This window comes from Bacteroides cellulosilyticus, from assembly GCF_020091405.1.
Lineage (GTDB): Bacteria > Bacteroidota > Bacteroidia > Bacteroidales > Bacteroidaceae > Bacteroides.
Genome location: NZ_CP081903.1, coordinates 2,188,100 through 2,212,052, shown reverse-complemented (window position 1 = coordinate 2,212,052; position 23,953 = coordinate 2,188,100). Strand labels below are relative to the sequence as shown.

Sequence of the window (23,953 nt, the reverse complement as noted above, 5' to 3'; positions counted from 1 at the left end):
ATATGGCTTTACCAATAAATATAGAAGACTTAATAAAAGGCAACACCGTTGAATGGGAACGAATTGAATTCAAATCCGGTTGGAATCCGGAAACGATCATCCATACTTTGTGTGCTTTTGCCAATGATCTCCATAACTGGGGAGGGGGATATATAACCATCGGAATCAATGAAAATAATGGTAAGCCGGAATTACCTCCCATTGGATTAAATGAAAACTGTTTAGATAAATTGCAAAAGGAGATCATTAACATAGGTTACCAAATACAACCTAACTACTTTCCAATCATCCAACCCTATATTCTGCAGGGTAAACACATTTTAGTGCTTTGGTGCCCTGCGGGAGATAACCGTATGTATACTGCCCCAGTAACGCTTGGTTCAAAAGCGCAACGGCAACCTTATATACGTGTAGGTAGTGAGAGTATTATAGCCAAAGATGAAAACCTGCGTCAACTGCTAGAACAAACTGCACATATTCCATTCGACGACCGCATTAATCACCAAGCTAAAATCGATGATTTTGATTTAAGTCTTATTCAAGCCCATTTACAAGAAATCAAAAGTGACTTATATGCCGAAAGTACCAGAATGCCACTAGTAGATTTGGCAAAAGCAATGTATATAGCAAAAGGTCCGGAAGAAGATTTACGTCCGGTAAACGTTGGGTTACTATTCTTCTCAAAAAATCCCGAGAAATTCTTTCCCCGTTCATGGATTGAATTGGTATGGCATAAAGATGGATCTGGACAACTATTTGAAGAATATTACTTCAAAGGATGCATACAAAAGCAATTAAGAAATGTTCTGGACTTTATTCGCACTAATATCATCGCTGAAAAAGTTATCAAGCAAAAAAACAAGGCAGAGGCATTAAGATTCTATAATTTTCCCTATGTAGCTATAGAAGAGGCCTTATCAAATGCAATATATCACAAAAGTTATGAACGACAATCTCCAATAGAAATACAAATATGGCCAGATAAAATAGAAATACTAAGTTTTCCAGGTCCTGTTCCCCCAGTAGACTTTAAAGTATTGAAAACCAAACGTCGCATTGTGGCTCGTGAATATAGGAATAGACGTATCGGTGATTTTCTGAAAGAATTACAACTAACTGAAGGGAGAGGGACTGGTTTTCCTGCAATATACGGCGCATTAGAAGCCAATGGCTCACCTAAGCCTATTTTTGAAACAGATGATATCAGTAGCTATTTTCTGGCAATCATCCCTGCTCATTCTTTAGCGGACAAGATATTTACAAAACCAAGTGCCGATATAGATATTAAGCTAACCTTTAGCAATATAAATGACCTTATTGACTTTGCAAATCAAGTTAGCGACCAAGTTAGCGACCAAGTTAGCGACCAAGTTAGCGACCAAGTTAGCGACCAAGTTAGCGACATACTAAATAAAGAAATTCATGGTAGAGTTAAAGAAATGTTAGTGCTCCTGCAGCAAAAAATTCCCCGAACCGAGCTTTTCGAAAAAATGGGATTAAAAAACCATTCTGATAATAGAGCCAGATACTTAGATCCGCTACTTGCACTGGGCTGGGTAGAAATGGAATTCCCAAATAGAAGAACAAGTCCTAAACAAACGTATAAAATATCTGGGCCAGGTGAGCGAATTCTCTTATTATTAGATGGAAGATCAAATTAATTTCCAGAACCTTAAGATAGAGCCCCGTCCCAACGGATTGTAAATCTGATTGAGTGGCGTATCAAGTATACTCGATAAAGGTATCAATTAAAAATCAGTAGTTCAGTAATACATCATTCTAAACCTAATATTTAACCATTTATGGAACATCCCCTATCCCAATTCAAATACTGCCCCAAGTGTGGCTCCGCACATTTTGATATCAACAATGAAAAGTCCAAACGCTGTGCCGACTGTGGATTCGTCTATTATTTCAACCCATCCGCTGCCACCGTGGCACTGATAATGAATGAACGGAACGAACTGTTGGTATGCCGCCGTGCCAAAGACCCCGCCAAAGGAACACTGGATTTGCCTGGTGGTTTCATCGACATGGCGGAAACCGGAGAAGAAGGAGTTACGCGTGAAGTAAAAGAAGAGACAGGAATGAAAGTGGAAAAGGCGGAATATCTCTTTTCCTTGCCTAATATATATGTGTATTCCGATTTTACTGTCCACACACTGGATCAGTTTTTCCGGTGCTCAGTCACCGATACATTGCATTACAAAGCCATGGATGACGCGGCAGATGTTTTTTTCCTGCCGCTAAAAGATATACATACAGAAGATTTCGGACTAGGTTCAATCCGGAAAGGATTAGAAATATTCCTGAAAGAAAAGGAAAAATGACTCAAATAAGAAGTTTTTTTTCTCCTATTGGCAAAAAATATTTCCCCAATAGGAGAATGAAAAGATGCTATTTATTTCTCACCATTCCTAAAAAAGCCAAACAAGTGTAACAAATTCGACTTAAAACCCGTACTTTTGTAAAAACGCGTTGCATTATGAAGAATAAACTCTCCCGAATACTATGCACGGCACTCTGCTGTGCACCTTTGCTCGCTACGGCACAGACCAGCGAGAATATCACTTCCCCTCAACGACTTTACCAGGAAGGACAGTCACTGTTCCAACAAAAAGCGTATGCAGCTGCCATCCCACCGTTGCAAGCATTCGTACGCCAGATAGATGCAGAAGGCAAGCCCCTGCCTGTCACAGGCGAACGGATGGAAGCCGAGTATATGCTGGTATGTGCTGCCTACGAACTAAAAGACCTTAAAAGTTTAGACAAATTGCAGGCCTATCTGGATGAATATCCCGATACCCCCTATGCCAATCGCATTTATGCACTTATGGCATCCGTATATTTCTTCGAAGGAAAATATGATGAAGCCATGGCTATGTTCAATTCTGCCCGTCTCGATCTGTTGGGAAATGAAGAACGCGACGATATGACGTACCGTCTGGCAACCTGTTATTTGAAAACAGGTAATGTGAAAGAAGCTGCCATATGGTTCGAAACTCTCCGTAGCACCAGTAAAAAGTATGCAGCCGATTGCACATACTACATTTCTTATATCCGCTACACCCAGCAACGTTATGACGAAGCAATGACCGGTTTCCTGTCTTTACAGGATAACGCCAAATACAAAGCGCTTGCACCTTATTATATTGCAGAGATTTACCTGATTAAAAAGAATTATGATAAAGCGGAAATAGTAGCGCAGAATTATCTGTCCGCCTACCCGAATAATGAATATACAGCTGAAATGTACCGCGTTCTCGGTGATGCCGACTATCACTTCGGAAAGTATCACGAAGCCATGGAGGCATTTGAAAAGTATCTGGAAAACAATAAAGAGGCTGCCCCCCGTCGGGATGCACTCTATATGCTGGGACTTTCGTACTACAACTGCGGTGTATACTCCAAAGCGGCCAATACCCTCGGTGAAGTAACCGCTGAAAATGACGCATTGGCACAAAATGCCTATCTGCACATGGGGTTGGCTTATCTGCAAATGTCAGATAAGAACAAGGCACGCATGGCATTTGAGCAAGCTGCTGCCTCCAATGCAGATATGCAAGTCAAAGAGCAGGCTGCTTACAATTACGCCCTTTGTATTCACGAAACCTCCTATTCCGCTTTCGGTGAATCTGTTACTGTTTTCGAGAAATTCCTTAATGAATTCCCGAACTCCCAATATGTAGACAAAGTCAGCAGTTATCTGGTAGAGGTATACATGAATACCCGCAGTTACGAAGCCGCCTTGAAATCCATCGAACGAATCACTCACCCGAGCACTGCAATTCTGGAGGCGAAACAGAAAATCTTGTTCCATCTCGGTACACAGTCTTTTGCCAATGCACAATTCCAGGAAGCTATCGGTTACTTTAACCAATCTGTAGCCTTGGGACAATATAATCTGCAAAACAAGGCGGATGCTATTTATTGGAGAGGAGAAGCTTATTATCGTCTGAACCGGATGCAGGAAGCAGCAAGTAACTTCAGTGAATATCTGAATCTTACTCCGGACAGAAATACAGAAACTTATGCACTGGCATACTATAATCTGGCCTACATAGCTTTTCATGAGAAAGATTACACACTTGCCCAGAACCGTTTCCTGAAATTCACGCAACTGGAAAAAGGAGAAAATCCCACTGCACTCGCAGATGCTTACAATCGCATAGGTGACTGTTATCTGCACGTACGCCGTTTCGATGAAGCCAAGCAGTATTATACCAAAGCAGAAAACATGGGAACTCCTGCAGGTGATTATTCTTTCTATCAGCTGGCTTTGGTTGCCGGCTTGCAAAAAGATTATGATGGTAAGGTTGCATTGCTCAACCGCATGGCAAACAAATATCCGTCTTCACCCTATACCGTAAATGCTCTTTACGAAAAAGGCCGTTCGTATGTACAGACAAGCAACAGTCGCCAGGCTATCGCAGCATTTAAAGAATTGCTGGATAAATATCCCGAAAGCCCGGTCAGCCGTAAAGCCGCTGCTGAAATCGGCCTGCTTTATTACCAAAACGATGAATATGATCGCGCGATAGATGCTTACAAGCATGTAGTAACCCAGTATCCGGGTAGTGAAGAAGCACGTCTCGCCATGCGTGACCTGAAATCGATCTATGTAGACGCTAACCGCGTAGATGAATTTGCCGCCCTGGCAGCCAAGATGCCGGGAGAAATCCGCTTTGATGCCAGTGAGCAGGATTCTCTGACTTATATCGCCGCAGAAAAGGTATATATGAAGAGAGAGATCGCTCCTGCCAAATCAAGCTTTACCCGTTACCTGCAAAGCTTCCCCAACGGTGCATTCAGTCTGAACGCCCATTACTATCTTTGTGTGATTGGCAAAGAACAGAAGGATGAAGCCGCCGTATTGGAACATGCCGGCAAACTGCTGGAATATCCAGATAATCCTTATTCACAGGAAGCACTCATTGCACGTGCGGAAATCCTGTTCAACCGTAAGCAGTTTGACCAGGCATTGAATGACTACAGACAGTTGAAAGCAAAAGCTACCACTCCCGAACGCCGACAGCTTGCAGAAACAGGAATGCTGCGCAGTGCCGCCCTGATGCAGGATGACGTGGAAACAATCGCTGCTGCCACCGACCTGCTTGCCGAAACCAAATTGACACCGGAGCTACGCAACGAAGCCCTGTATTTCCGTGCCAAGGCTTATCTGAACCAACGCGCCGACAAGAAAGCCATGAACGACCTTCAGACACTGGCTAAGGATACACGCACACTTTATGGGGCCGAAGCCAAATATCTGGTTGCTCAACAACTGTATAAGGCAGGTGAATACGCTGCTGCTGAAAAGGAAATACTCAACTTCATTGATCAGAGCACACCACACGCTTACTGGCTGGCAAGAAGTTTCGTTCTGCTGTCGGATGTATATGTAGCAATGGATAAAAAACTGGATGCACGCCAATACTTGCTGAGCCTGCAACAGAATTACCATGCCGACGATGACATCGAACAGATGATTAATGAAAGATTAGAAAAACTGAAGTAAAAACCTCGTCAATTATAAATATGAAAAAGGTACAATATATATTCGGGGCATTGGCACTTATAACCATACCGAACTGGGTGCAAGCCCAAACGCAAGCTAAAGATACTACCCTGAGCCGCACGGTCGTGGTAGAACAAGAATATAATCCGGACATCATAGATGCTTCCAAAGTAAACGTACTGCCCAAGGTAATGCCGCCAACAGCCAGCAAAAAGACTGTGGAATATGATGCCACACTCGCACCTGCGGGAAATATCCCTGCAACTACCATGGAGGCGTATACAGGAGCTGAAAGCCAGGATAAAGCCAAACGCGGCTACGCCCGTCTGGGATATGGCAATTACGGCAACCTGGACGCTCGTGCCAATTATCTGTTCATCCTGCCTAACAGTGACAAACTGAACCTGAATTTCCACATGAACGGCATGGATGGCAAGTTAGATCTGCCTGATCCCAAGGATAAATGGGATGCACGTTATTACCGTACACATGCGGGCATGGATTATGTACATGCTTTCCGGAAAATGGACTTAAATGTAGCCGGAAACTTCGGGCTAAGCAACTTCAACTTCATGCCCGGCAGCACAAATAATAAGCAGAAATTCCTGTCGGGTGATGTACATTTCGGAATAAAATCAACCAGCGAAGAATTACCGCTTCAATTTCATGCCGAAACCAACCTGATGTTCTACGAACGCCAACACGATATACAATATCAGGACGCACAGGAAGTTATGGTACGGACAAAAGCCGGTGCAATGGGAACGATCTCTGAAGAGCAGTTTGTTGGAGTAGATCTCTCCATGGACAATACATTCTACAAGAACAATCTTTTTGAAGATTATACCTCTGTGGAATTAAATCCCTATTATCTGTATCAAAGCGAAGACTGGAAAATCCGTCTCGGCGCTCACGTGGATTTCGCATTCGGATTTGGCAAGAAATTCCGGGTAGCACCGGACGTGACAGCCCAATATATCTTCTCTGACAGTTATATTCTCTACGCCCAGGCTACAGGCGGACGACAGGCTAATGATTTCCGCAGGCTGGAAATGGTTTCACCTTATGGTCAGAGTAATATACAACTGGATGCCACCTACGAACAGCTGAATGCTGCCCTCGGCTTCAAGACCAGTCCAGTAACAGGTTTATGGTTTAATATTTATGGTGGATATCAGGATTTAAAGAATAATCTTGCTTCTGCCGCAATTGCGAACTATAGCGGTTCATACCTTCAATTGCTCCAAGGAAATATGCATAACATATATGCAGGCGCCGAAGCCAGCTACAGCTATAAGGATATTATTTCCTTCACCGCTTCGGGCGTTTACCGTGACTGGAAAACTGCTAAAACAGAAAATAACAGCGGAGACCAGCTACTCTATTACATGCCTTCTTTCGAAGCAAATTTCAAGGTAGACATTCGTCCGGTTTCTTCTGTCCTGATCAACCTCGGTTATCAGCACATCACTCGTGAGAAGATAGGCAACGAGCGTGTAGATCCGGTTGGAAATCTATACCTTGGCGGTAGCTACGAAGTCTTTGAAGGCATATCAATCTATGTGCGTGCAAACAATTTATTGAACAAAGACTACCAATATTATTGGGGATATCCCACAGAAGGTATCAATTTCATGGGTGGAGTGAGTTTTCGTTTTTAACAAACAACGTGGCAAAAAAAGTCATTTTTGCTAAAAAAGAATATATTCTCCACATATTATAAGGTGGAAACAATTGTTTTTTTCTACTTTTGCGGGCAAATTCAGTGGCAGGAGCCACTATAAAACAGAAATTTATGCCAAAAAACCTTGTCATTGTCGAATCACCGGCAAAAGCAAAAACAATTGAAAAGTTCCTGGGAAAAGATTTTAAGGTTCTTTCCAGCTATGGTCATATACGCGACTTGAAGAAGAAAGAATTCAGCATTGACGTTGAAAAAAACTTTGAACCGGACTATGAAATTCCGGAAGATAAGAAAGCACTGGTTAAGACACTGAAAGCTGAAGCAAAAGACGCTGATACCGTATGGTTGGCTTCCGATGAGGACCGCGAGGGAGAAGCCATCGCCTGGCACTTGTATGAAGTATTAAAACTGGAACCGGAACATACCAAACGTATCGTATTCCATGAAATCACCAAAACCGCTATACTGAAAGCTATCGAGCAACCACGCAATATTGATATCAATCTTGTCAATGCCCAGCAGGCACGCCGCATTCTTGACCGTATTGTAGGTTTTGAACTTTCTCCCGTATTATGGAAAAAAGTGAAACCTGCACTCTCTGCCGGACGTGTACAATCCGTAGCCGTACGACTCATTGTAGAGCGCGAACGTGAAATACATGCTTTCCAAAGTGAAGCATCTTATAAAGTCACTGCTGTTTTCCTTGTTCCCGACACTGACGGAAAACTCGTTGAGATGAAGGCGGAACTTGCACGCCGCCTTAAGACCAAAGCTGAGGCGCAGAAGCTCTTGGAAAGCTGCCAATCGGCAATATTTACCATTGAAGATATTACGACACGTCCGGTAAAGAAGAGCCCGGCTGCACCGTTCACTACTTCTACTTTGCAACAGGAAGCCGCACGCAAACTTGGCTTCACTGTAGCACAAACGATGATGGTAGCCCAACGGCTGTATGAATCAGGACGTATTACTTATATGCGTACCGACTCCGTAAACTTATCGGAACTCGCCATCAACGGCAGCAAAGAAGCCATTGCCAATATGATGGGAGACAAATACGTACATCCACGCCACTTCAGCACCAAGACCAAAGGAGCACAAGAAGCGCATGAGGCTATCCGTCCCACATATATGGAGAATGCACAGATAGAAGGCAGTGCACAAGAAAAGAAACTCTACGATCTGATCTGGAAACGTACCATTGCTTCTCAAATGGCAGATGCCGAACTGGAAAAGACAACAGCAACCATCAGTATAAGCAATACATCCGAGGCTTTCAGTGCCACGGGAGAAGTTGTGAAATTCGACGGTTTCCTGCGTGTATACAGAGAATCTTATGATGACGATGTGGAACAGGAAGATGAAACTCATCTGCTGCCACCGCTAAAGAAAGGCCAGAAGTTAGAGTACCAAAACATTACTGCCACCGAACGCTTTACACAACATCCACCCCGCTATACAGAAGCAAGCTTGGTGCGCAAACTGGAGGAATTAGGCATTGGCCGTCCTTCTACTTATGCGCCTACGATCTCTACCGTTCAACAACGTGAGTATGTAGAAAAAGGAGATAAAACTGGTGAGGAACGTTCGTACAATGTAATTACCCTGAATAAAAATAAGATTACAGACGCCACCCGTACTGAGATCACCGGAGCAGAAAAAGCAAAACTGCTACCTACAGATACAGGTACAGTAGTGACTGACTTCCTGACGCAGTATTTCCCCAGCATTATGGATTATAACTTCACAGCCAACGTAGAAAAACAATTTGACGAGATTGCCGAGGGAGATACAAAATGGACGACTATCATGAAGACGTTCTATAAAACCTTCCATCCGTCTGTAGAAAGTACTCTCGCCGCCAAGAATGCACACAAAACAGGAGAACGCGTATTGGGAGATGATCCTGTTAGCGGCAAGCCTGTAAGCGTCAAAATCGGACGTTTTGGCCCTGTAGTACAAATTGGAAGTGCTGAAGATGAAGAAAAACCCCGCTTCTCTCCTTTAAAGAAAGGTCAATCCATCGAAACAATCACTTTAGAGGAAGCAATGGATCTGTTTAAGTTACCTCGTATCCTTGGTGAGCATGAAGGTAAAACGGTTACTGTCAATGCCGGACGTTTCGGACCGTACATCTACTACGGCGGGACTTATACTTCACTTCCCAAAGGCGTAGATCCGATGGAAATAGAATTGGGAGAGGCTTTGGAACTAATAAAAGAAAAAGCGGAAGCAGAAGCAAAGAAGCACCTCAAGAAGTTCGACGAAGAACCTGAGCTGGAAATCATGAACGGAAGATATGGCCCTTACATTGCTTATAAAGGCAGTAATTACAAAATCCCAAAGGATATCGTTCCGGAAGATTTAAACTTGGACGCCTGCATGGAAATCATCAAATTGCAGAGCGAGAAAGCTGCATCAGCTCCAGCTAAGCCGAAACGAGGGAAATATACCAAGAAGAAAGCATAAAAGGATTATAAAGCAATCAGCCCCGGAATGACCAATACATTCCGGGGCTGATTATTTTTATAGATAGCTGTTTTTACATTCTATCCGGCACTTCAATACCCAGCAAGCCCATGCTGATGCGAACTACCTTCGCTATATTTTCCGACAAAGCGAGACGGAAAACTTTCACAGCCTCATTCTCTTCACGCAGAATGCTAAAATCATGATAGAACTGATTGTATTCTTTCACCAGGTCATAAGTATAGTTGGCAATAATAGAGGGACTGTAATCCGCACCTGCCTGCTTCACTACAGCAGCAAAGTCGGCTACCATCTGAATAAGGCCTTCTTCTTTCTCACTCAACTCAATACCAACAGGAATTTCAGCCGGAATTACAATACCGGCTTCAGCAGCCTTACGCATTACAGATTGAATACGCGCATACGTATATTGAATGAACGGACCTGTATTTCCATTAAAGTCAATTGACTCTTTCGGATTGAACGTCATATTCTTACGGGCATCTACCTTGAGGATGAAATATTTCAAGGCGCCCAAACCAACAATACGAGCGATATTGTCAGCTTCTTCCTGAGACAGACCATCCAGCTTGCCCAATTCATTAGAAGTTTCTTTGGCAGTACTAATCATTTCTTCCATCAAATCATCAGCATCTACCACTGTGCCTTCGCGGCTTTTCATCTTACCTTCGGGCAATTCCACCATACCATAAGAGAAATGTACGAGACTCTTTCCCCACTCAAATCCAAGCTTGTCAAGCAGGATGGAAAGTACCTGGAAATGATAGTTCTGTTCGTTGCCTACTACATAAATCATCTTGTCAATAGGATAATCAGCAAAACGTAATTTAGCTGTACCTATATCCTGAGTCATATAAACAGAAGTCCCATCAGCACGTAGTAGCAACTTATGATCCAAACCTTCAGCAGTAAGGTCAGCCCATACGGAACCATCTTCTTTTTTATAGAAGAACCCCTTTTCAAGGCCCTCTATCACCTTCTCTTTCCCTTCAAGATAGGTATTTGACTCGTAATATATTTTGTCAAAACTTACACCCATTTTACGGTAAGTTTCATCAAATCCTTCATACACCCAGTTATTCATTTTAGTCCAAAGTGCACGCACTTCCGGATCATTAGCTTCCCACTTCACCAGCATTTCGCGGGCTTCATTCATTAGAGGAGAAGCGGCTTCAGCCTTTGCTTTAGCTTCTTCTTCCGTCGCACCTTCAGACTGAAATTTAGCCGTCAATTCCTTCACTTCAGCTTTATAGTGCTTATCAAAAGCTACGTAATAATCGCCTACCAAATGGTCCCCCTTCTTTCCGGATGATTCGGGTGTTTCACCGTTACCATATTTGGACCAGGCCAGCATGGACTTACAAATATGAATACCACGATCGTTGACAATATTTGTTTTTACCACTTTATTGCCATTTGCCATCACAATGTTGGCTAAAGCATTACCCAGAAGATTATTGCGTACATGTCCCAGGTGAAGTGGCTTGTTGGTATTGGGTGAAGAATATTCGATCATCACCAACGGAGAATTATCCGTGGCAGCAACAATACCGTATTGCTTATCAACATGAATGTCATTCAACAATTCAATCCAGGCGGAAGAAGCGATAGTCAGGTTCAGGAAACCTTTGATCACATTGAATGCGGCTATCGAAGGCTCGTTAGCTTTCAGGTATTCGCCAATCTCCTGTGCTGTCTGCTCCGGTCCTTTCTTCGACATGCGCAGGAAAGGAAAAACTACCAGCGTGAGGTGTCCCTCAAATTCTTTCTTGGTTTTTTGCAGTTGCACCTGTGCGGCAGGCACGTCCTGTCCATACAGCGCTTTCAGTCCGTTGATGACGGACGCTACCAGTTTATCTTCTATATTCATGATTTAAAAGTATTTTCCGGGCGCAAAGATACTATATTTTGGTGAATTACGCGCTCCATCTGTACGGATAATAAAAAAGGAGACACCTCGTAGCGCCTCCTTTTCTATTTTTCATTCATAGCCTTCCTTTATTCGACGACCAAAGTCAACTCCATACCAGGTTTAAACTTAGCAACTTTCTTTGCAGGAATCGTAATACTCTGTTTGGTAGAAGGATTAATGCCCTGACGTGCTGCTCTCTCTGATACAGAGAACGTACCGAAGCCAACCAATGATACTTTGTCACCAGCCTTTAGGGCTTTCGTGATTGCTGCCATGAAAGCATCTAATGCTTTCTTAGAATCCGTTTTTGTCAAACCGGACTCTGCTGCCATAGCGTTGATAAGTTCTGACTTATTCATAATACTAAAATTAAAGAATTAATATGTTACACAAAAGATATCCGCATTAGTCGTTCACAAACCTCTACAAAAATAGAGCAATATTTCTGAATATCAAATAAAAACATTAAAAAAAGATTGGATTTTGGCGAAAAATAAAGAATAGAAAGGCGTTTTTCTGTTATAGAACAGAATTTATTCGTATTTTTGCGACTTATTGAACGAAATAATAAATTATGAATGCTATACCAACAGTTACTAAGAACCTATTAATCATTAATGTACTGGTCTTTCTTGCGACCATTGTTGCCCAAAGTTATCATCTTGATTTAGCCCGTTATCTGGGACTTCATTTCTTTCTTGCCGATGACTTTAACATAGCGCAACTTATCACATACATGTTCATGCATGGAGGTTTTACGCACCTTTTCTTTAACATGTTTGCCGTATGGATGTTTGGTCGCATACTCGAACAAGTATGGGGACCCAAACGCTTTTTATCTTACTACATGATATGTGGTATAGGCGCAGGCTTAATCAGCATGCTGGTAACTTACATACGCATTCAGGCTGCAAAGACCGGAATGAGTCCGGAGATGATTAATACCGTATATCAGGAAGGCGCTCAAATCATACGGGATAATATGAATTACACCTATCCGCCCATGGCAAATCTGAATGCTCTCTTAAACGGAGTTACCGTAGGAGCTTCAGGAGCCGTGTATGCCATTTTGCTGGGTTTCGGAATGTTGTTCCCCAACCAGCCGCTATTCATATTTCCGTTGCCGTTTCCGATAAAAGCCAAATACTTTGTTATCGGATATGCACTGATTGAACTGTACGCTGGTTTTGCCAACAATCCTAACGACAATGTAGCGCACTTCGCACACTTGGGTGGTATGATATTCGGTTTTATACTGATAATGTACTGGAGAAAAAAAGACAGAGGAAATGGGTACTATTATAACTGACCTTAAAGAAGCTTTTCGCAGAGGGAATATTTATATCCAGCTGATTTATATCAACGTAGCTGTTTTTGTAGTCACTACGCTGACGGAAGTAATTCTGCAATTATTCAATCGCAGCCTCGGCGGTGCGTTTGAATGGCTGGAATTGCCCGCTTCACTCACACAGTTCATCATACAGCCATGGTCACTGTTCACATATATGTTTATGCATGCAGGATTTTTACATATCTTGTTCAACATGTTGTGGCTATACTGGTTCGGAGCACTATTCCTGATGTTCTTCTCGGCCAAACATCTGCGCGGAGCGTATATCCTAGGAGGTATTTGCGGTGGATTATTGTACATGGCAGCCTATAATATCTTCCCGTATTTCCGCCCGATGGTCGATTATTCATTCATGTTGGGGGCATCCGCTTCCGTGCTTGCCATCGTAGCTGCTACAGCGTACCGCGAACCTAACTACCCCATCCGGCTGTTCCTCTTTGGTACGATACGGTTGAAATATCTGGCACTGATTGTCATCGGTACGGATTTACTGTTCATTACATCCAGCAATGCAGGCGGACATATTGCCCATCTGGGCGGTGCATTGGCGGGACTCTGGTTTGCTGCCGGACTCAGTAAAGGAAAAGATATCACTGCCTGGATTAACAAAATTCTAGATGCTATCGTTTCACTGTTCAGTTTCAAGCCCCGCAAACCGAAGATGAAAGTTCACTATGGTAACAGCCGTCAGAAAGACTATGACTACAACGCCCGCAAGAAATCTCAATCCGAAGAAATAGACCGTATCCTCGATAAATTGAAAAAATCAGGATATGAAAGCCTGACCACAGAAGAAAAGAAAAGTCTTTTCGATGCGAGCAAACGATAGTACAGAAAATGGGAATAAAGCATATTGGTAAATTCGTAGCCTATCTGATTTTAGCGGTTAATATTTTCTTTATAAGCTTGCTGCTTCTCACCGCTTACAGCCCGCACATCAAGCCGGTTGCTCACCCCGTAGAGTCCTGCTTCGGGCTGACATTTCCTATTTTCCTGGTGATAAACATCTGCTTTTTCATCTTTTGGCTTATTATCCAAAAGTATAAGTTTGCACTTTTTCCACTGGTAGCATTTCTTTTATGCTATTCACAAATACGGACTTATTTCCCGCTCAATTTCCACACAAGCAAATTACCCGAAGACAGTTTCAAGGTTTTGTCATATAACATCATGGGCTTCGACGGAGCGGTCAAAAAGGATGGTGAGAATCTCATTCTGAATTATCTGAAGAATAGCGGAGCAGATATCTTATGCCTGCAAGAATACCAAACGATAGAATCTCCCCGTTATCTCAGCCAGAAAGATGTGGAAAAGGCTTTAAAAGATTATCCCTATCATAACATCCAGATAGTGGGAAGAGGAAGTGGAAAAGGCCACACCAACCGGATAGCCTGCTACTCTAAATTCCCTATTCTTTCATCCCGTAAACTGGATTATGCCAGTGAATACAATGGCTCAGTGGTTTATGAACTGAAAATGGGAGAAGATACCGTAATGCTCATCAATAATCATCTGGAATCTAACAAGCTGACTAAAGAAGACAAAGTAGTCTACGAAAGTATGCTCAAATCTCCTGAAACGGAAAAAGTTAAAAGCGGTGCACGCCTGCTCATCCGCAAACTGGCAGAAGCATCCGCCATTCGCGCCCCACAAGCAGACAGTATCGCCCAGGAAATCGCAGCGTCACGATACCCTTATATCATTGTCTGCGGCGACTTTAACGATACTCCCATTTCCTATGCACACCGGGTCATTGAAAAAGGATTAAATGATGCTTTTACCAAGTCCGGCCGCGGGCTGGGTATTTCTTATAATCAGAATAAATTCTATTTCCGGATAGACAATATCCTGGCAAGCAAAAACCTTAAACCTTATAACTGTACGGTGGACCGTTCTATAAAAGAATCCGACCATTATCCAATCTGGTGTTATCTGAAGAGAAAAGACTGAAAAACGAATTAATAATTAATACTTTATACCTAATACTTAAAACTTATGTTTAAGAAGTGTATTTTTATTTTAGCTACAAGTTGTATGATGTACTCCTGTACCACGCAAACGGAAACCAATCCGTTCCTGACTGAGTTCCAAACCGAACATGGCGTACCGCCTTTCGATAAAATCAGATTGGAACACTATGAACCTGCCTTTCTGAAAGGCATTGAAGAGCAAAATGCAAATATAGATGCAATAGTGGACAACTCCGAAGCGCCAACCTTTGAAAATGTAATCGTTGCTCTTGATAATAGTTCCCCGACACTGGACCGGGTTAGTGCCATCTTCTATAATATGACGGAAGCAGAAACAACAGATGATCTGAAAGAATTATCTATTAAACTCGCCCCGACATTGTCCGAACACAGTGATAATATCTCACTGAATCAGGATCTTTTCAAGAAGGTTGATGCTGTATACCAACAGAAAGATGCATTGGGACTGACTACCGAACAACAACGCCTGCTGGAAGAGACCTACAAAGGCTTTGTCCGTTCCGGTGCAAACTTATCCCCTGATAAACAGGCACGCTTGCGCGAAGTCAACAAAGAACTTTCTACATTAGGTATCAAATTCAGTGATAATGTCCTGAATGAAAACAACGCCTTCAAACTTTATATAGACAAGGAAGAAGACCTTGCCGGACTGCCCGACTGGTTCCGTCAAAGCGCTGCTGAAAAAGCCAAAGAAGACGGACAAGAAGGCAAGTGGCTGTTTACATTGGGTAATGCCAGTCGTCTTCCATTCCTGCAATACTCAGAAAATCGTCCGTTACGCGAACAAATGTACAAGGCCTACATCAACCGCGGCAACAACAATGACAAGAATGACAACAAGAAGATTATTACAGACATCATAAAACTGCGTCTTGAAAAAGCGCAATTACTGGGCTTCGACTGTTATTCTAATTTTGTTTTGGACAATACGATGGCTAAAAATTCCACAACCGTTATGGACTTCTTAAACAACCTGTGGAGCTATTCATTGCCAAAAGCAAAAGCCGAAGCTGTTGAATTGCAGAACATAATGGATAAAGAAGGCAAAGGTGAAAAACTGGAAGCGTGGGACTGGTGGTTCTATACAGAAAAACTCCGCAAAGAGAAATACAATCTGGAAGAAGACGAAATCAAACCTTACTTTAAGTTAGAAAATGTACGCGAAGGCGCTTTCGCTGTAGCTAATAAACTTTATGGCATCACTTTAACGAAATTGGAAGGTATCCCCGTATACCACCCCGATGTAGAAGTATTCGAAGTGAAAGATGCAGATGGCTCACACTTGGGTGTTTTCTACGTAGATTATTTCCCCCGTCCGGGTAAGAGCGGTGGTGCATGGATGAGCAACTATCGCGAACAACAAGGCGCTATCCGCCCGTTGGTATGCAATGTATGCAGTTTCACACAGCCCGTAGGCGATATGCCTTCATTGCTGACTATTGACGAAGTGGAAACACTGTTCCATGAATTTGGTCATGCCCTGCATGGATTGCTGACAAAATGCAACTATAAAGGTATTTCCGGCACAAACGTAGTACGCGACTTCGTTGAGTTGCCTTCACAAATCAATGAGCATTGGGCTACCGAACCTGAAGTATTGAAAATGTATGCCAAACATTATCAAACCGGCGAAACTATCCCCGACAGCCTTATTGAAAAGATTCTGAATCAGAAAACCTTCAACCAAGGCTTCATGACCACCGAATTACTGGCTGCTGCCATTCTGGATATGAATCTGCACAATCTGACAGATACCCAGAACCTGGACATATTGGCATATGAGAAAGAGGCCATGGACAAACTGGAGCTTATTCCGGAAATAGCTCCACGCTATCGTACCACCTACTTCAACCATATCATTGGCGGTTATGCTGCCGGCTATTACAGCTATTTGTGGGCAAATGTATTGGACAACGATGCTTTCGAAGCTTTCAAGGAACACGGCATCTTTAACAAAAAGACAGCCGACCTCTTCCGGAATAACGTTTTGGAAAAGGGTAACAGCGAAGATCCGATGACTCTTTACAAGAACTTCCGCGGAACGGAGCCACAACTGGAACCGATGTTAAAAAATCGCGGAATGAAATAAAAACATTGCTATACGGAGGGAGTTAATTCTTTATCATGTGCAAATATTTGAGTTCCTTTTACTTCCGAATGTGAAAAAAAAACTATATTTGCAGCCTTGTACGCAACAGAAATTAATTAAAAAAGTAATCATAATAAACTAAAAGTAACATGCAAAACAAAGGATTTGTAAAGGTTTTTGCGGTATTGCTCACACTGGTGTGTGTGTTCTATCTCTCCTTTTCTTTTGTGACTCGCCATTATACCAATAAGGCTAAAGAGTTTGCAAAAGGCGATGTGAAAGTAGAGCAGGACTACCTGGATTCTCTGGCTAATGAGAAAGTATTCTTCGGCAATTGGACACTGAAACAGTGCCGAGAGATGGAGATCAGTTTAGGTTTGGACTTAAAGGGTGGTATGAACGTCATCCTCGAAGTTTCCGTTCCCGATGTAATCAAAGCATTGGCGGACAACAAACCCGACGAAGCATTCAATCAAGCATTGGCAAATGCTGCAAAACAGGCTATTAGCAGCCAGGACGACGTCATTACGTTGTTTGTGAGAGAGTATCACAAAATTGCTCCGGACGCACGTCTTTCCGAGCTTTTCGCCACTCAACAGTTAAAAGACAAAGTTAACCAAAAGACCTCCGACGCGGAAGTAGAAAAGGTACTGCGCACGGAAGTAAAAGCCGCTGTTGACAACTCATACAACGTACTCCGTACTCGTATCGACCGTTTTGGTGTGGTTCAGCCCAACATCCAAAGTCTGGAAGACAAGATGGGACGTATCATGGTGGAACTTCCGGGTATCAAGGAACCGGAACGTGTAAGAAAATTACTTCAAGGTTCCGCTAATCTGGAGTTTTGGGAAACATACAACGCAAAGGATGTTGCACCTTATCTGCAAGCTGCTGATAACAAACTGCGTAGCATTTTAGCCAATGAAGCACCTGCTGACAGTGCAGCTGTTGACAGCACCGCTGCTCCGGTTGTAGCGCAAGCTACCAGCACCGCCGACAGTCTTGCCGCTGCATTGAAAGGTGAAAACAAAGCACAATCCGTCGATCTTGCACAAATCAAGAAAGAACATCCGTTGCTGGCTGTACTGCAGGTTAACTCCAGCGGGCAAGGTCCTGTTGTAGCTTATGCTAATTACAAGGATACTGCTGACATCAACAAATATCTTTCCATGAAAGAAATTCAAGCCGAACTCCCGAAAGACCTTCGTCTGAAATGGGGTGTTTCCGCTTACGAATATGATCCGAAAGGACAAACTTTCGAACTTTACGCTATCCGCTCAACCGAACGTAACGGACGCGCTCCGCTGGAAGGTGATGTTGTTGTAAGCGCTAAAGACGAATACGATCAGTTTGGTAAACCTGCCGTAAGTATGTCAATGAATACAGACGGTTCACGCCGCTGGGCACAGTTGACTAAACAAAACATCGGTAAGAGCATCGCTATCGTATTGGACGGCTATGTATATTCTGCACCGAATGTAAATACTGAAATTACAGGTGGTAACTCACAAATCACGGGTCACTTTACTCCCGAACAGGCAAAGGACTTAGCAAACGTACTGAAATCCGGTAAGATGCCGGCTCCCGCACGTATCGTTCAGGAAGATATCGTAGGTCCGTCTTTGGGACAGGCTTCTATTAACGCCGGTGTATTCTCATTCATCGTAGCATTAATACTATTGATGGTTTATATGTGCTCCATGTACGGTTTCATTCCGGGTATGGTTGCCAACGGCGCATTGGTACTGAACATGTTCTTTACAATGGGTATCCTTTCATCCTTCCAGGCGGCTCTGACAATGTCCGGTATTGCCGGTATGGTGTTAGCCCTGGGTATGGCTGTGGATGCGAACGTGTTGATCTATGAACGTACAAAAGAAGAGTTACGCGCAGGTAAGGGTGTGAAAAAAGCCCTCGCAGACGGTTATTCTAATGCATTCTCCGCTATCTTCGACTCAAATTTAACGTCTATCATCACGGGTGTTATCCTGTTTAATTTCGGTACAGGTCCTATCCGTGGTTTTGCCACGACCTTGATTATCGGTATCTTGATTTCATTCTTTACCGCTGTGTTCATGACACGTCTGGTATATGAATACTTCATGAATAAAGATAAATGGCTGAACCTGACTTTCTCTTCTAAGATCTCTAAGAACCTGATGACGAATGTACATTTCGACTTCATGGGTAGAAATAAGCAATGGTTTACAATTACAGGCATTATCCTTGTTATCTGTATCGGTTCACTGTTCGTACGTGGCTTGAGCCAGAGTATCGACTTCACCGGTGGACGCAACTTCAAGGTACAGTTTGAAAACGCCGTAGAACCGGAACAAGTACGTGAGTTAATCGCCAGCAAGTTCGGTGATTCTAATGTAAGTGTAATTGCTATCGGTACCGATAAGAAGACTGTACGTATCAGTACAAACTACCGTATCGAAGAAGAAGGTAATAATGTCGATTCAGAAATCGAAGCATATCTGTATGAAACGCTGAAACCGGTATTGACGCAGAACATCACGCTGGAGACATTCATCGACCGCGAAAATCACACAGGTGGCAGTATCGTCAGCTCACAGAAAGTAGGTCCGAGTATCGCAGATGATATCAAGACTTCGGCCATGTGGTCTGTAGTTCTCGCTCTTATCGCCATCGGTCTCTACATCTTGATCCGTTTCCGCAACATTGCATATAGTGTGGGTTCCGTAGTTGCACTGACCAGTGATACATTAATGATTCTTGGCGCTTATTCATTGTGCTGGGGTTGGATGCCGTTCTCTCTTGAAATTGACCAGACATTTATCGGTGCTATCCTTACGGCTATCGGTTACTCTATCAATGATAAAGTGGTAATCTTCGACCGTGTACGTGAATTCTTCGGCCTGTACCCGAAACGTGACAGAAAGCAATTGTTCAATGATTCGTTGAATACGACTCTGGCACGTACCATAAATACTTCATTGAGTACATTAATCGTGCTGCTGTGTATCTTCATCCTTGGTGGTGACTCTATCCGCAGTTTCGCATTTGCAATGATTCTCGGTGTTGTAATCGGTACATTATCTTCTCTGTTCGTTGCATCTCCTATCGCATATATGATGATGAAGAACAAAAAGATTGTTGAGCCTGCTGTTGAAGTAGCAAAATAAGAACTATATAGTAACAAAACAAAAAAGGGAAGCCGAATAAATGGCTTCCCTTTTTTGTTTTGTAGTCCCGAGGGGAATCGAACCCCTATCTAAAGTTTAGGAAACTTCTATTCTATCCGTTGAACTACAGGACCAAAAACATTTGCGGTTGCAAAGATAAAGCATTCTCCCGATTTAACAAGGGCGAATGAATCTTTTATCGAGAAGTTAAAGAAATACAGTCTACACAAGATTTTATCAAAGTGTCAACCTAAATTAGCTACAAACAGTAGTATATTGGTGACCCAATCTTACATTTAGTCAACAGTTATGCAACCAAAAATAAATGATAATATGCAACTTTTATTCGTTCAAGTCAGACACATAGTCAGAGTTTTGTTCACTCCAAATATCAAAAAACACTCATTTATCAATTCTTTTAGTACACAATCACAGATTAATTCGAAAAGATTTTGCCAAGTCGCATAACTTTCCGACATTTGCAAACGCATCTTTAAAAGCGTAGTACTTTTTGTAAGTACCCCAACCAACATAAGAACAGATTTTAAGTGATCCTATAAATTAATCATAGTAATACGAAATTATGGCAAACGACATGATGGTAAAAGAACTGGATCAAGTGGTAGTCCGCTTTTCCGGAGACTCCGGCGATGGTATGCAGCTCGCCGGCAACATCTTTTCAACAGTATCGGCTACGGTGGGAAATGACATCAGTACTTTCCCCGACTATCCCGCAGATATCCGCGCCCCGCAAGGTTCTCTGACCGGCGTATCAGGTTTCCAGGTACACATCGGCGCCAGCAAAGTATTCACCCCGGGTGATAAATGCGACGTATTGGTAGCTATGAACGCTGCCGCATTGAAAACACAGTATAAGTTTGCTAAGTCTACTGCTTGTATCATCATCGACACAGACTGTTTCCAGGCTTCCGATTTACAGAAAGCTGCTTTCAAGACTGACAATCCTATCGAAGAAATGGGTATCAAGCAAGACGTGATTGCTGCTCCTATCTCTCAAATGGTGAAAGATTGCCTGGCAGAAACAGGTATGGACAATAAAGCAATGCTGAAATGCCGCAACATGTTCGCTCTCGGCCTGGTTTGCTGGTTATTCAATCGTGATCTGAAGATTGCAGAAGATTTCCTTAGAGAGAAATTCGCAAAAAAGCCGGAAATAGCAGAAGCCAACATCAAGGTGATTCACGCCGGCTACGACTATGGTCACAATACACATGCTTCTGTAGCGCATACTTATAAGATAGAAAGTAAGATAAAAACACCCGGAATATATATGGATATCATGGGTAACAAAGCTACAGCCTACGGCTTCATTGCTGCTGCTGAAAAGGCTGGTCTGAAGTTATTCCTGGGTTCTTATCCTATCACTCCGGCTACGGACGTATTACATGAACTCTCCAAACATAAATCTTTAGGTGTCATTACCGTTCAATGCGAAGATGAGATTTCCGGCTGTGCTACAGCTATCGGTGCATCTTTTGCAGGTGCATTGGCTGTAACTACCACTTCCGGTCCGGGTGTCTGCCTGAAATCAGAGGCTATGAACCTGGCAGTGATTACAGAACTTCCTCTGGTTGTTCTGAACGTACAGCGCGGTGGCCCTTCCACAGGTTTGCCGACTAAATCGGAACAAACTGACTTATTGCAGGCTTTGTTTGGCCGTAACGGTGAAAGCCCGATGCCGGTTATTGCTGCAACCTCACCGACAAACTGCTTCGATGCAGCCTATGCAGCTTGTAAAATGGCTTTGGAGCACATGACTCCGGTAGTTCTGTTGACAGACGGTTTCGTAGCCAACGGTTCCGGTGCATGGAAGCTGCCGAATCTGGATACATATCCTGAAATCAAACCTCAGTATGTTACTCCTGAAATGAAGGATAACTATACTCCTTATAAACGCAACCCTGAGAACCAGGTACGTTACTGGGCCATTCCGGGACAAGAAGGCTATACTCATATCCTCGGTGGTCTGGAAAAAGACAGCAACACTGGTGCGATCTCTACCGATCCTGAAAACCACAATCTGATGTGCCACCTGCGTGCAGAAAAAGTTGCAAAGATTGCTGTGCCCGATGTAGAAGTACAAGGCTGTGCAGATGATGCAGACCTGCTGATTGTAGGCTTTGGCGGTACTTACGGACACTTGTATTCTGCTATGGAAGAGATGAACAAAGCCGGACAAAAAGTAGCCTTAGCTCACTTCTCTTATATCAACCCACTGCCTAAAAATACGGCTGAAGTATTGAAGAAATATAAGAAAGTGGTAGTTGCCGAACAGAATCTGGGACAATTTGCCGGTTATCTCCGCATGAAGGTAGATAATTTCACTCCGTATCAATTCAATGAAGTCAAGGGACAGCCGTTCGTAGTAAGCGAATTGGTGGCTGCCTTCACCGAGATACTGAAGAAGTGACAAGCTACAGGCTACAAGTAACAAGTACTGCTCTGAACAGACTTGTAGCTTGTAGCTCGTAACTCGTAGCTACTAAAAAACTTATCAACTTAAAACTTAAGAACATCATGAGCGAATATACAGCTAAAGATTTCAAAAAAGGACAACCTCGTTGGTGTCCGGGTTGCGGTGACCACTTCTTCTTGAATTCACTGCACAAAGCGTTGGCAGAAATCGGTGTTAAACCTTGGGAAACTGCCGTTATTTCGGGTATCGGTTGCTCTAGCCGTCTACCTTATTATATGAATACGTATGCGATGCAGACTATCCACGGACGTGCTGCCGCCATCTCTACCGGATGTAAAGTAACCAATCCTAACCTGAGCGTTTGGCAGGTTTCAGGTGACGGTGACGGTCTGGCTATCGGTGGTAACCACTTTATCCATGCTATCCGTCGCAATATAGATATCAACATTCTGTTGCTGAACAACCGCATCTACGGTTTGACAAAAGGACAATATTCTCCGACGTCTCCCCGTGGCTTCGTCAGCAAATCCTCTCCTTATGGTACGGTAGAAGATCCGTTCCACCCAGCTGAACTCTGCTTCGGTGCCCGTGGACGTTTCTTTGCACGCTGTGTAGCTACAGATGGTCCCGGTACAGGAGAAGTTCTGAAGGCTGCTGCTAACCATAAAGGAGCCGCTGTGTGTGAGATTCTGCAACACTGCGTTATCTTCAATGACGGAACCTACGACTCTGTATACAACAAAGACGGACGTGCCAAGAATGCTATCTATCTGGAACACGGTAAGCCGATGCTTTTCGGTGAGAACAAAGAGTTTGGATTGATGCAGGAAGGCTTCGGACTGAAAGTTGTGAAGTTGGGCGAGAACGGTATCACGGAAAAGGATATCCTCGTTCATGATGCACACTGCATGGATAATACATTGCAACTGAAATTGGCTCTGATGGAAGGTCCTGACTTTCCGGTTGCTCTCGGTGTGATCCGCGATGTAGAAGCTCCGACTTATGACGATGCTGTAATGGAACAGATTGAAGAAGTATCAGCAAAGAAGAAGTATCACAACTTCAAGGAACTGTTGATGACAAATGATATTTGGGAAGTGAAGTAAACTATACGCAAGTATAAATCCGCTTCCCTCTTACAACACCTCATTGCCAAACTATAAAATAGTGACGGCAATGAGGTGTTTTTTATAATCCACAGAACAAATATATTCCCCTCTCCCTTTGATAATAAAAGAATTAGTGTATATTTGCATCAGGCATACATTAACCTTTAACATCACTGTACTATGGGCAGAAGATTAATCTTTGACCGGTTTTCACAGCAAGCTC

At 43.1% G+C, this 23,953-nt stretch carries 14 protein-coding genes and 1 tRNA gene; 12 read left to right on the top strand and 3 right to left on the bottom strand.

The features are described from left to right. Positions 1-2: 2 nt before the first annotated feature. From K6V21_RS07635 to topA, 5 genes are all read left to right on the top strand, one after another. Complete coding sequence (locus K6V21_RS07635) at positions 3-1,661, top strand: RNA-binding domain-containing protein (RefSeq protein ID WP_224321413.1); 1,659 nt, start codon at positions 3-5, stop codon at positions 1,659-1,661. Positions 1,662-1,802: 141 nt separating this feature from the next. Beyond that, positions 1,803-2,330, top strand: coding sequence for an NUDIX domain-containing protein (locus K6V21_RS07630; protein ID WP_224321412.1), 528 nt, complete (start codon positions 1,803-1,805; stop codon positions 2,328-2,330). A 155-nt stretch (positions 2,331-2,485) separates the two neighbouring features. Further along, entirely contained in the window at positions 2,486-5,518 is a 3,033-nt protein-coding gene (locus tag K6V21_RS07625) for a tetratricopeptide repeat protein (RefSeq protein WP_217716026.1), read from the top strand. Positions 5,519-5,538: 20 nt separating this feature from the next. Beyond that, positions 5,539-7,179, top strand: coding sequence for a TonB-dependent receptor (locus K6V21_RS07620; protein WP_224321411.1), 1,641 nt, complete (start codon positions 5,539-5,541; stop codon positions 7,177-7,179). Positions 7,180-7,313: 134 nt separating this feature from the next. Further along, on the top strand, positions 7,314-9,671 hold the full coding sequence (topA, locus tag K6V21_RS07615) for a type I DNA topoisomerase (RefSeq protein WP_224321410.1): 2,358 nt from the start codon (positions 7,314-7,316) through the stop codon (positions 9,669-9,671). Between the two features lie 73 nt (positions 9,672-9,744). Here the strand turns inward: topA and argS are convergent, their stop codons facing one another. Both argS and K6V21_RS07605 read right to left on the bottom strand, forming a co-directional pair. Then, the gene (gene argS / locus K6V21_RS07610) at positions 9,745-11,562 is read right to left on the bottom strand and encodes an arginine--tRNA ligase (protein ID WP_224321409.1); all 1,818 of its coding nucleotides are present in this window, start codon (positions 11,560-11,562) and stop codon (positions 9,745-9,747) included. Between the two features lie 128 nt (positions 11,563-11,690). Beyond that, positions 11,691-11,963 (bottom strand): HU family DNA-binding protein, encoded by a 273-nt coding sequence (locus K6V21_RS07605; protein ID WP_217715522.1) that lies wholly within the window; start codon positions 11,961-11,963, stop codon positions 11,691-11,693. Between the two features lie 215 nt (positions 11,964-12,178). Between K6V21_RS07605 and K6V21_RS07600 the strand changes: the two genes are divergently transcribed. The 5 genes from K6V21_RS07600 to secDF all read left to right on the top strand — a co-directional run bounded on the left by K6V21_RS07600 (position 12,179) and on the right by secDF (position 20,184). Then, positions 12,179-12,913 (top strand): rhomboid family intramembrane serine protease, encoded by a 735-nt coding sequence (locus K6V21_RS07600; protein WP_217715521.1) that lies wholly within the window; start codon positions 12,179-12,181, stop codon positions 12,911-12,913. Then, positions 12,894-13,784, top strand: a complete 891-nt coding sequence (locus tag K6V21_RS07595; protein WP_217715520.1) for a rhomboid family protein — start codon at positions 12,894-12,896, stop codon at positions 13,782-13,784. Before K6V21_RS07600 ends, K6V21_RS07595 begins: the two co-directional genes overlap by 20 nt. Positions 13,785-13,798: 14 nt before the next feature. Next, positions 13,799-14,905 carry an endonuclease/exonuclease/phosphatase family protein gene (locus K6V21_RS07590; RefSeq protein WP_217715526.1) on the top strand — a complete coding sequence of 369 codons (1,107 nt, stop codon included), beginning with the start codon at positions 13,799-13,801 and terminating at the stop codon, positions 14,903-14,905. A gap of 45 nt (positions 14,906-14,950) precedes the next feature. Next, positions 14,951-17,035, top strand: a complete 2,085-nt coding sequence (locus tag K6V21_RS07585) for a M3 family metallopeptidase (RefSeq protein WP_224321408.1) — start codon at positions 14,951-14,953, stop codon at positions 17,033-17,035. A 149-nt stretch (positions 17,036-17,184) separates the two neighbouring features. After that, positions 17,185-20,184 (top strand): protein translocase subunit SecDF, encoded by a 3,000-nt coding sequence (gene secDF, locus K6V21_RS07580; protein WP_217715518.1) that lies wholly within the window; start codon positions 17,185-17,187, stop codon positions 20,182-20,184. 62 nt (positions 20,185-20,246) lie between these two features. Here secDF and K6V21_RS07575 read toward each other — a convergent pair. Then, positions 20,247-20,318 (bottom strand) — tRNA-Arg (locus tag K6V21_RS07575). Between the two features lie 449 nt (positions 20,319-20,767). On the opposite strand from K6V21_RS07575, the gene K6V21_RS07570 reads away from it, so the two are divergent. Beyond that, on the top strand, positions 20,768-22,615 hold the full coding sequence (locus K6V21_RS07570; RefSeq protein WP_224321407.1) for a 2-oxoacid:acceptor oxidoreductase subunit alpha: 1,848 nt from the start codon (positions 20,768-20,770) through the stop codon (positions 22,613-22,615). A gap of 107 nt (positions 22,616-22,722) precedes the next feature. Further along, positions 22,723-23,727, top strand: coding sequence for a 2-oxoacid:ferredoxin oxidoreductase subunit beta (locus K6V21_RS07565; protein ID WP_007211835.1), 1,005 nt, complete (start codon positions 22,723-22,725; stop codon positions 23,725-23,727). The last annotated feature ends 226 nt before the right edge of the window (positions 23,728-23,953 follow it).

Coding starts and splice junctions, on each gene's coding strand:
- K6V21_RS07635 (WP_224321413.1), top strand. CDS start 3: ATGGCTTTACCAATAAATATAGAAGACTTAATAAAAGGCAACACCGTT.
- K6V21_RS07630 (WP_224321412.1), top strand. CDS start 1,803: ATGGAACATCCCCTATCCCAATTCAAATACTGCCCCAAGTGTGGCTCC.
- K6V21_RS07625 (WP_217716026.1), top strand. CDS start 2,486: ATGAAGAATAAACTCTCCCGAATACTATGCACGGCACTCTGCTGTGCA.
- K6V21_RS07620 (WP_224321411.1), top strand. CDS start 5,539: ATGAAAAAGGTACAATATATATTCGGGGCATTGGCACTTATAACCATA.
- topA (WP_224321410.1), top strand. CDS start 7,314: ATGCCAAAAAACCTTGTCATTGTCGAATCACCGGCAAAAGCAAAAACA.
- argS (WP_224321409.1), bottom strand. CDS start 11,562: ATGAATATAGAAGATAAACTGGTAGCGTCCGTCATCAACGGACTGAAA.
- K6V21_RS07605 (WP_217715522.1), bottom strand. CDS start 11,963: ATGAATAAGTCAGAACTTATCAACGCTATGGCAGCAGAGTCCGGTTTG.
- K6V21_RS07600 (WP_217715521.1), top strand. CDS start 12,179: ATGAATGCTATACCAACAGTTACTAAGAACCTATTAATCATTAATGTA.
- K6V21_RS07595 (WP_217715520.1), top strand. CDS start 12,894: ATGGGTACTATTATAACTGACCTTAAAGAAGCTTTTCGCAGAGGGAAT.
- K6V21_RS07585 (WP_224321408.1), top strand. CDS start 14,951: ATGTTTAAGAAGTGTATTTTTATTTTAGCTACAAGTTGTATGATGTAC.
- secDF (WP_217715518.1), top strand. CDS start 17,185: ATGCAAAACAAAGGATTTGTAAAGGTTTTTGCGGTATTGCTCACACTG.
- K6V21_RS07570 (WP_224321407.1), top strand. CDS start 20,768: ATGGCAAACGACATGATGGTAAAAGAACTGGATCAAGTGGTAGTCCGC.
- K6V21_RS07565 (WP_007211835.1), top strand. CDS start 22,723: ATGAGCGAATATACAGCTAAAGATTTCAAAAAAGGACAACCTCGTTGG.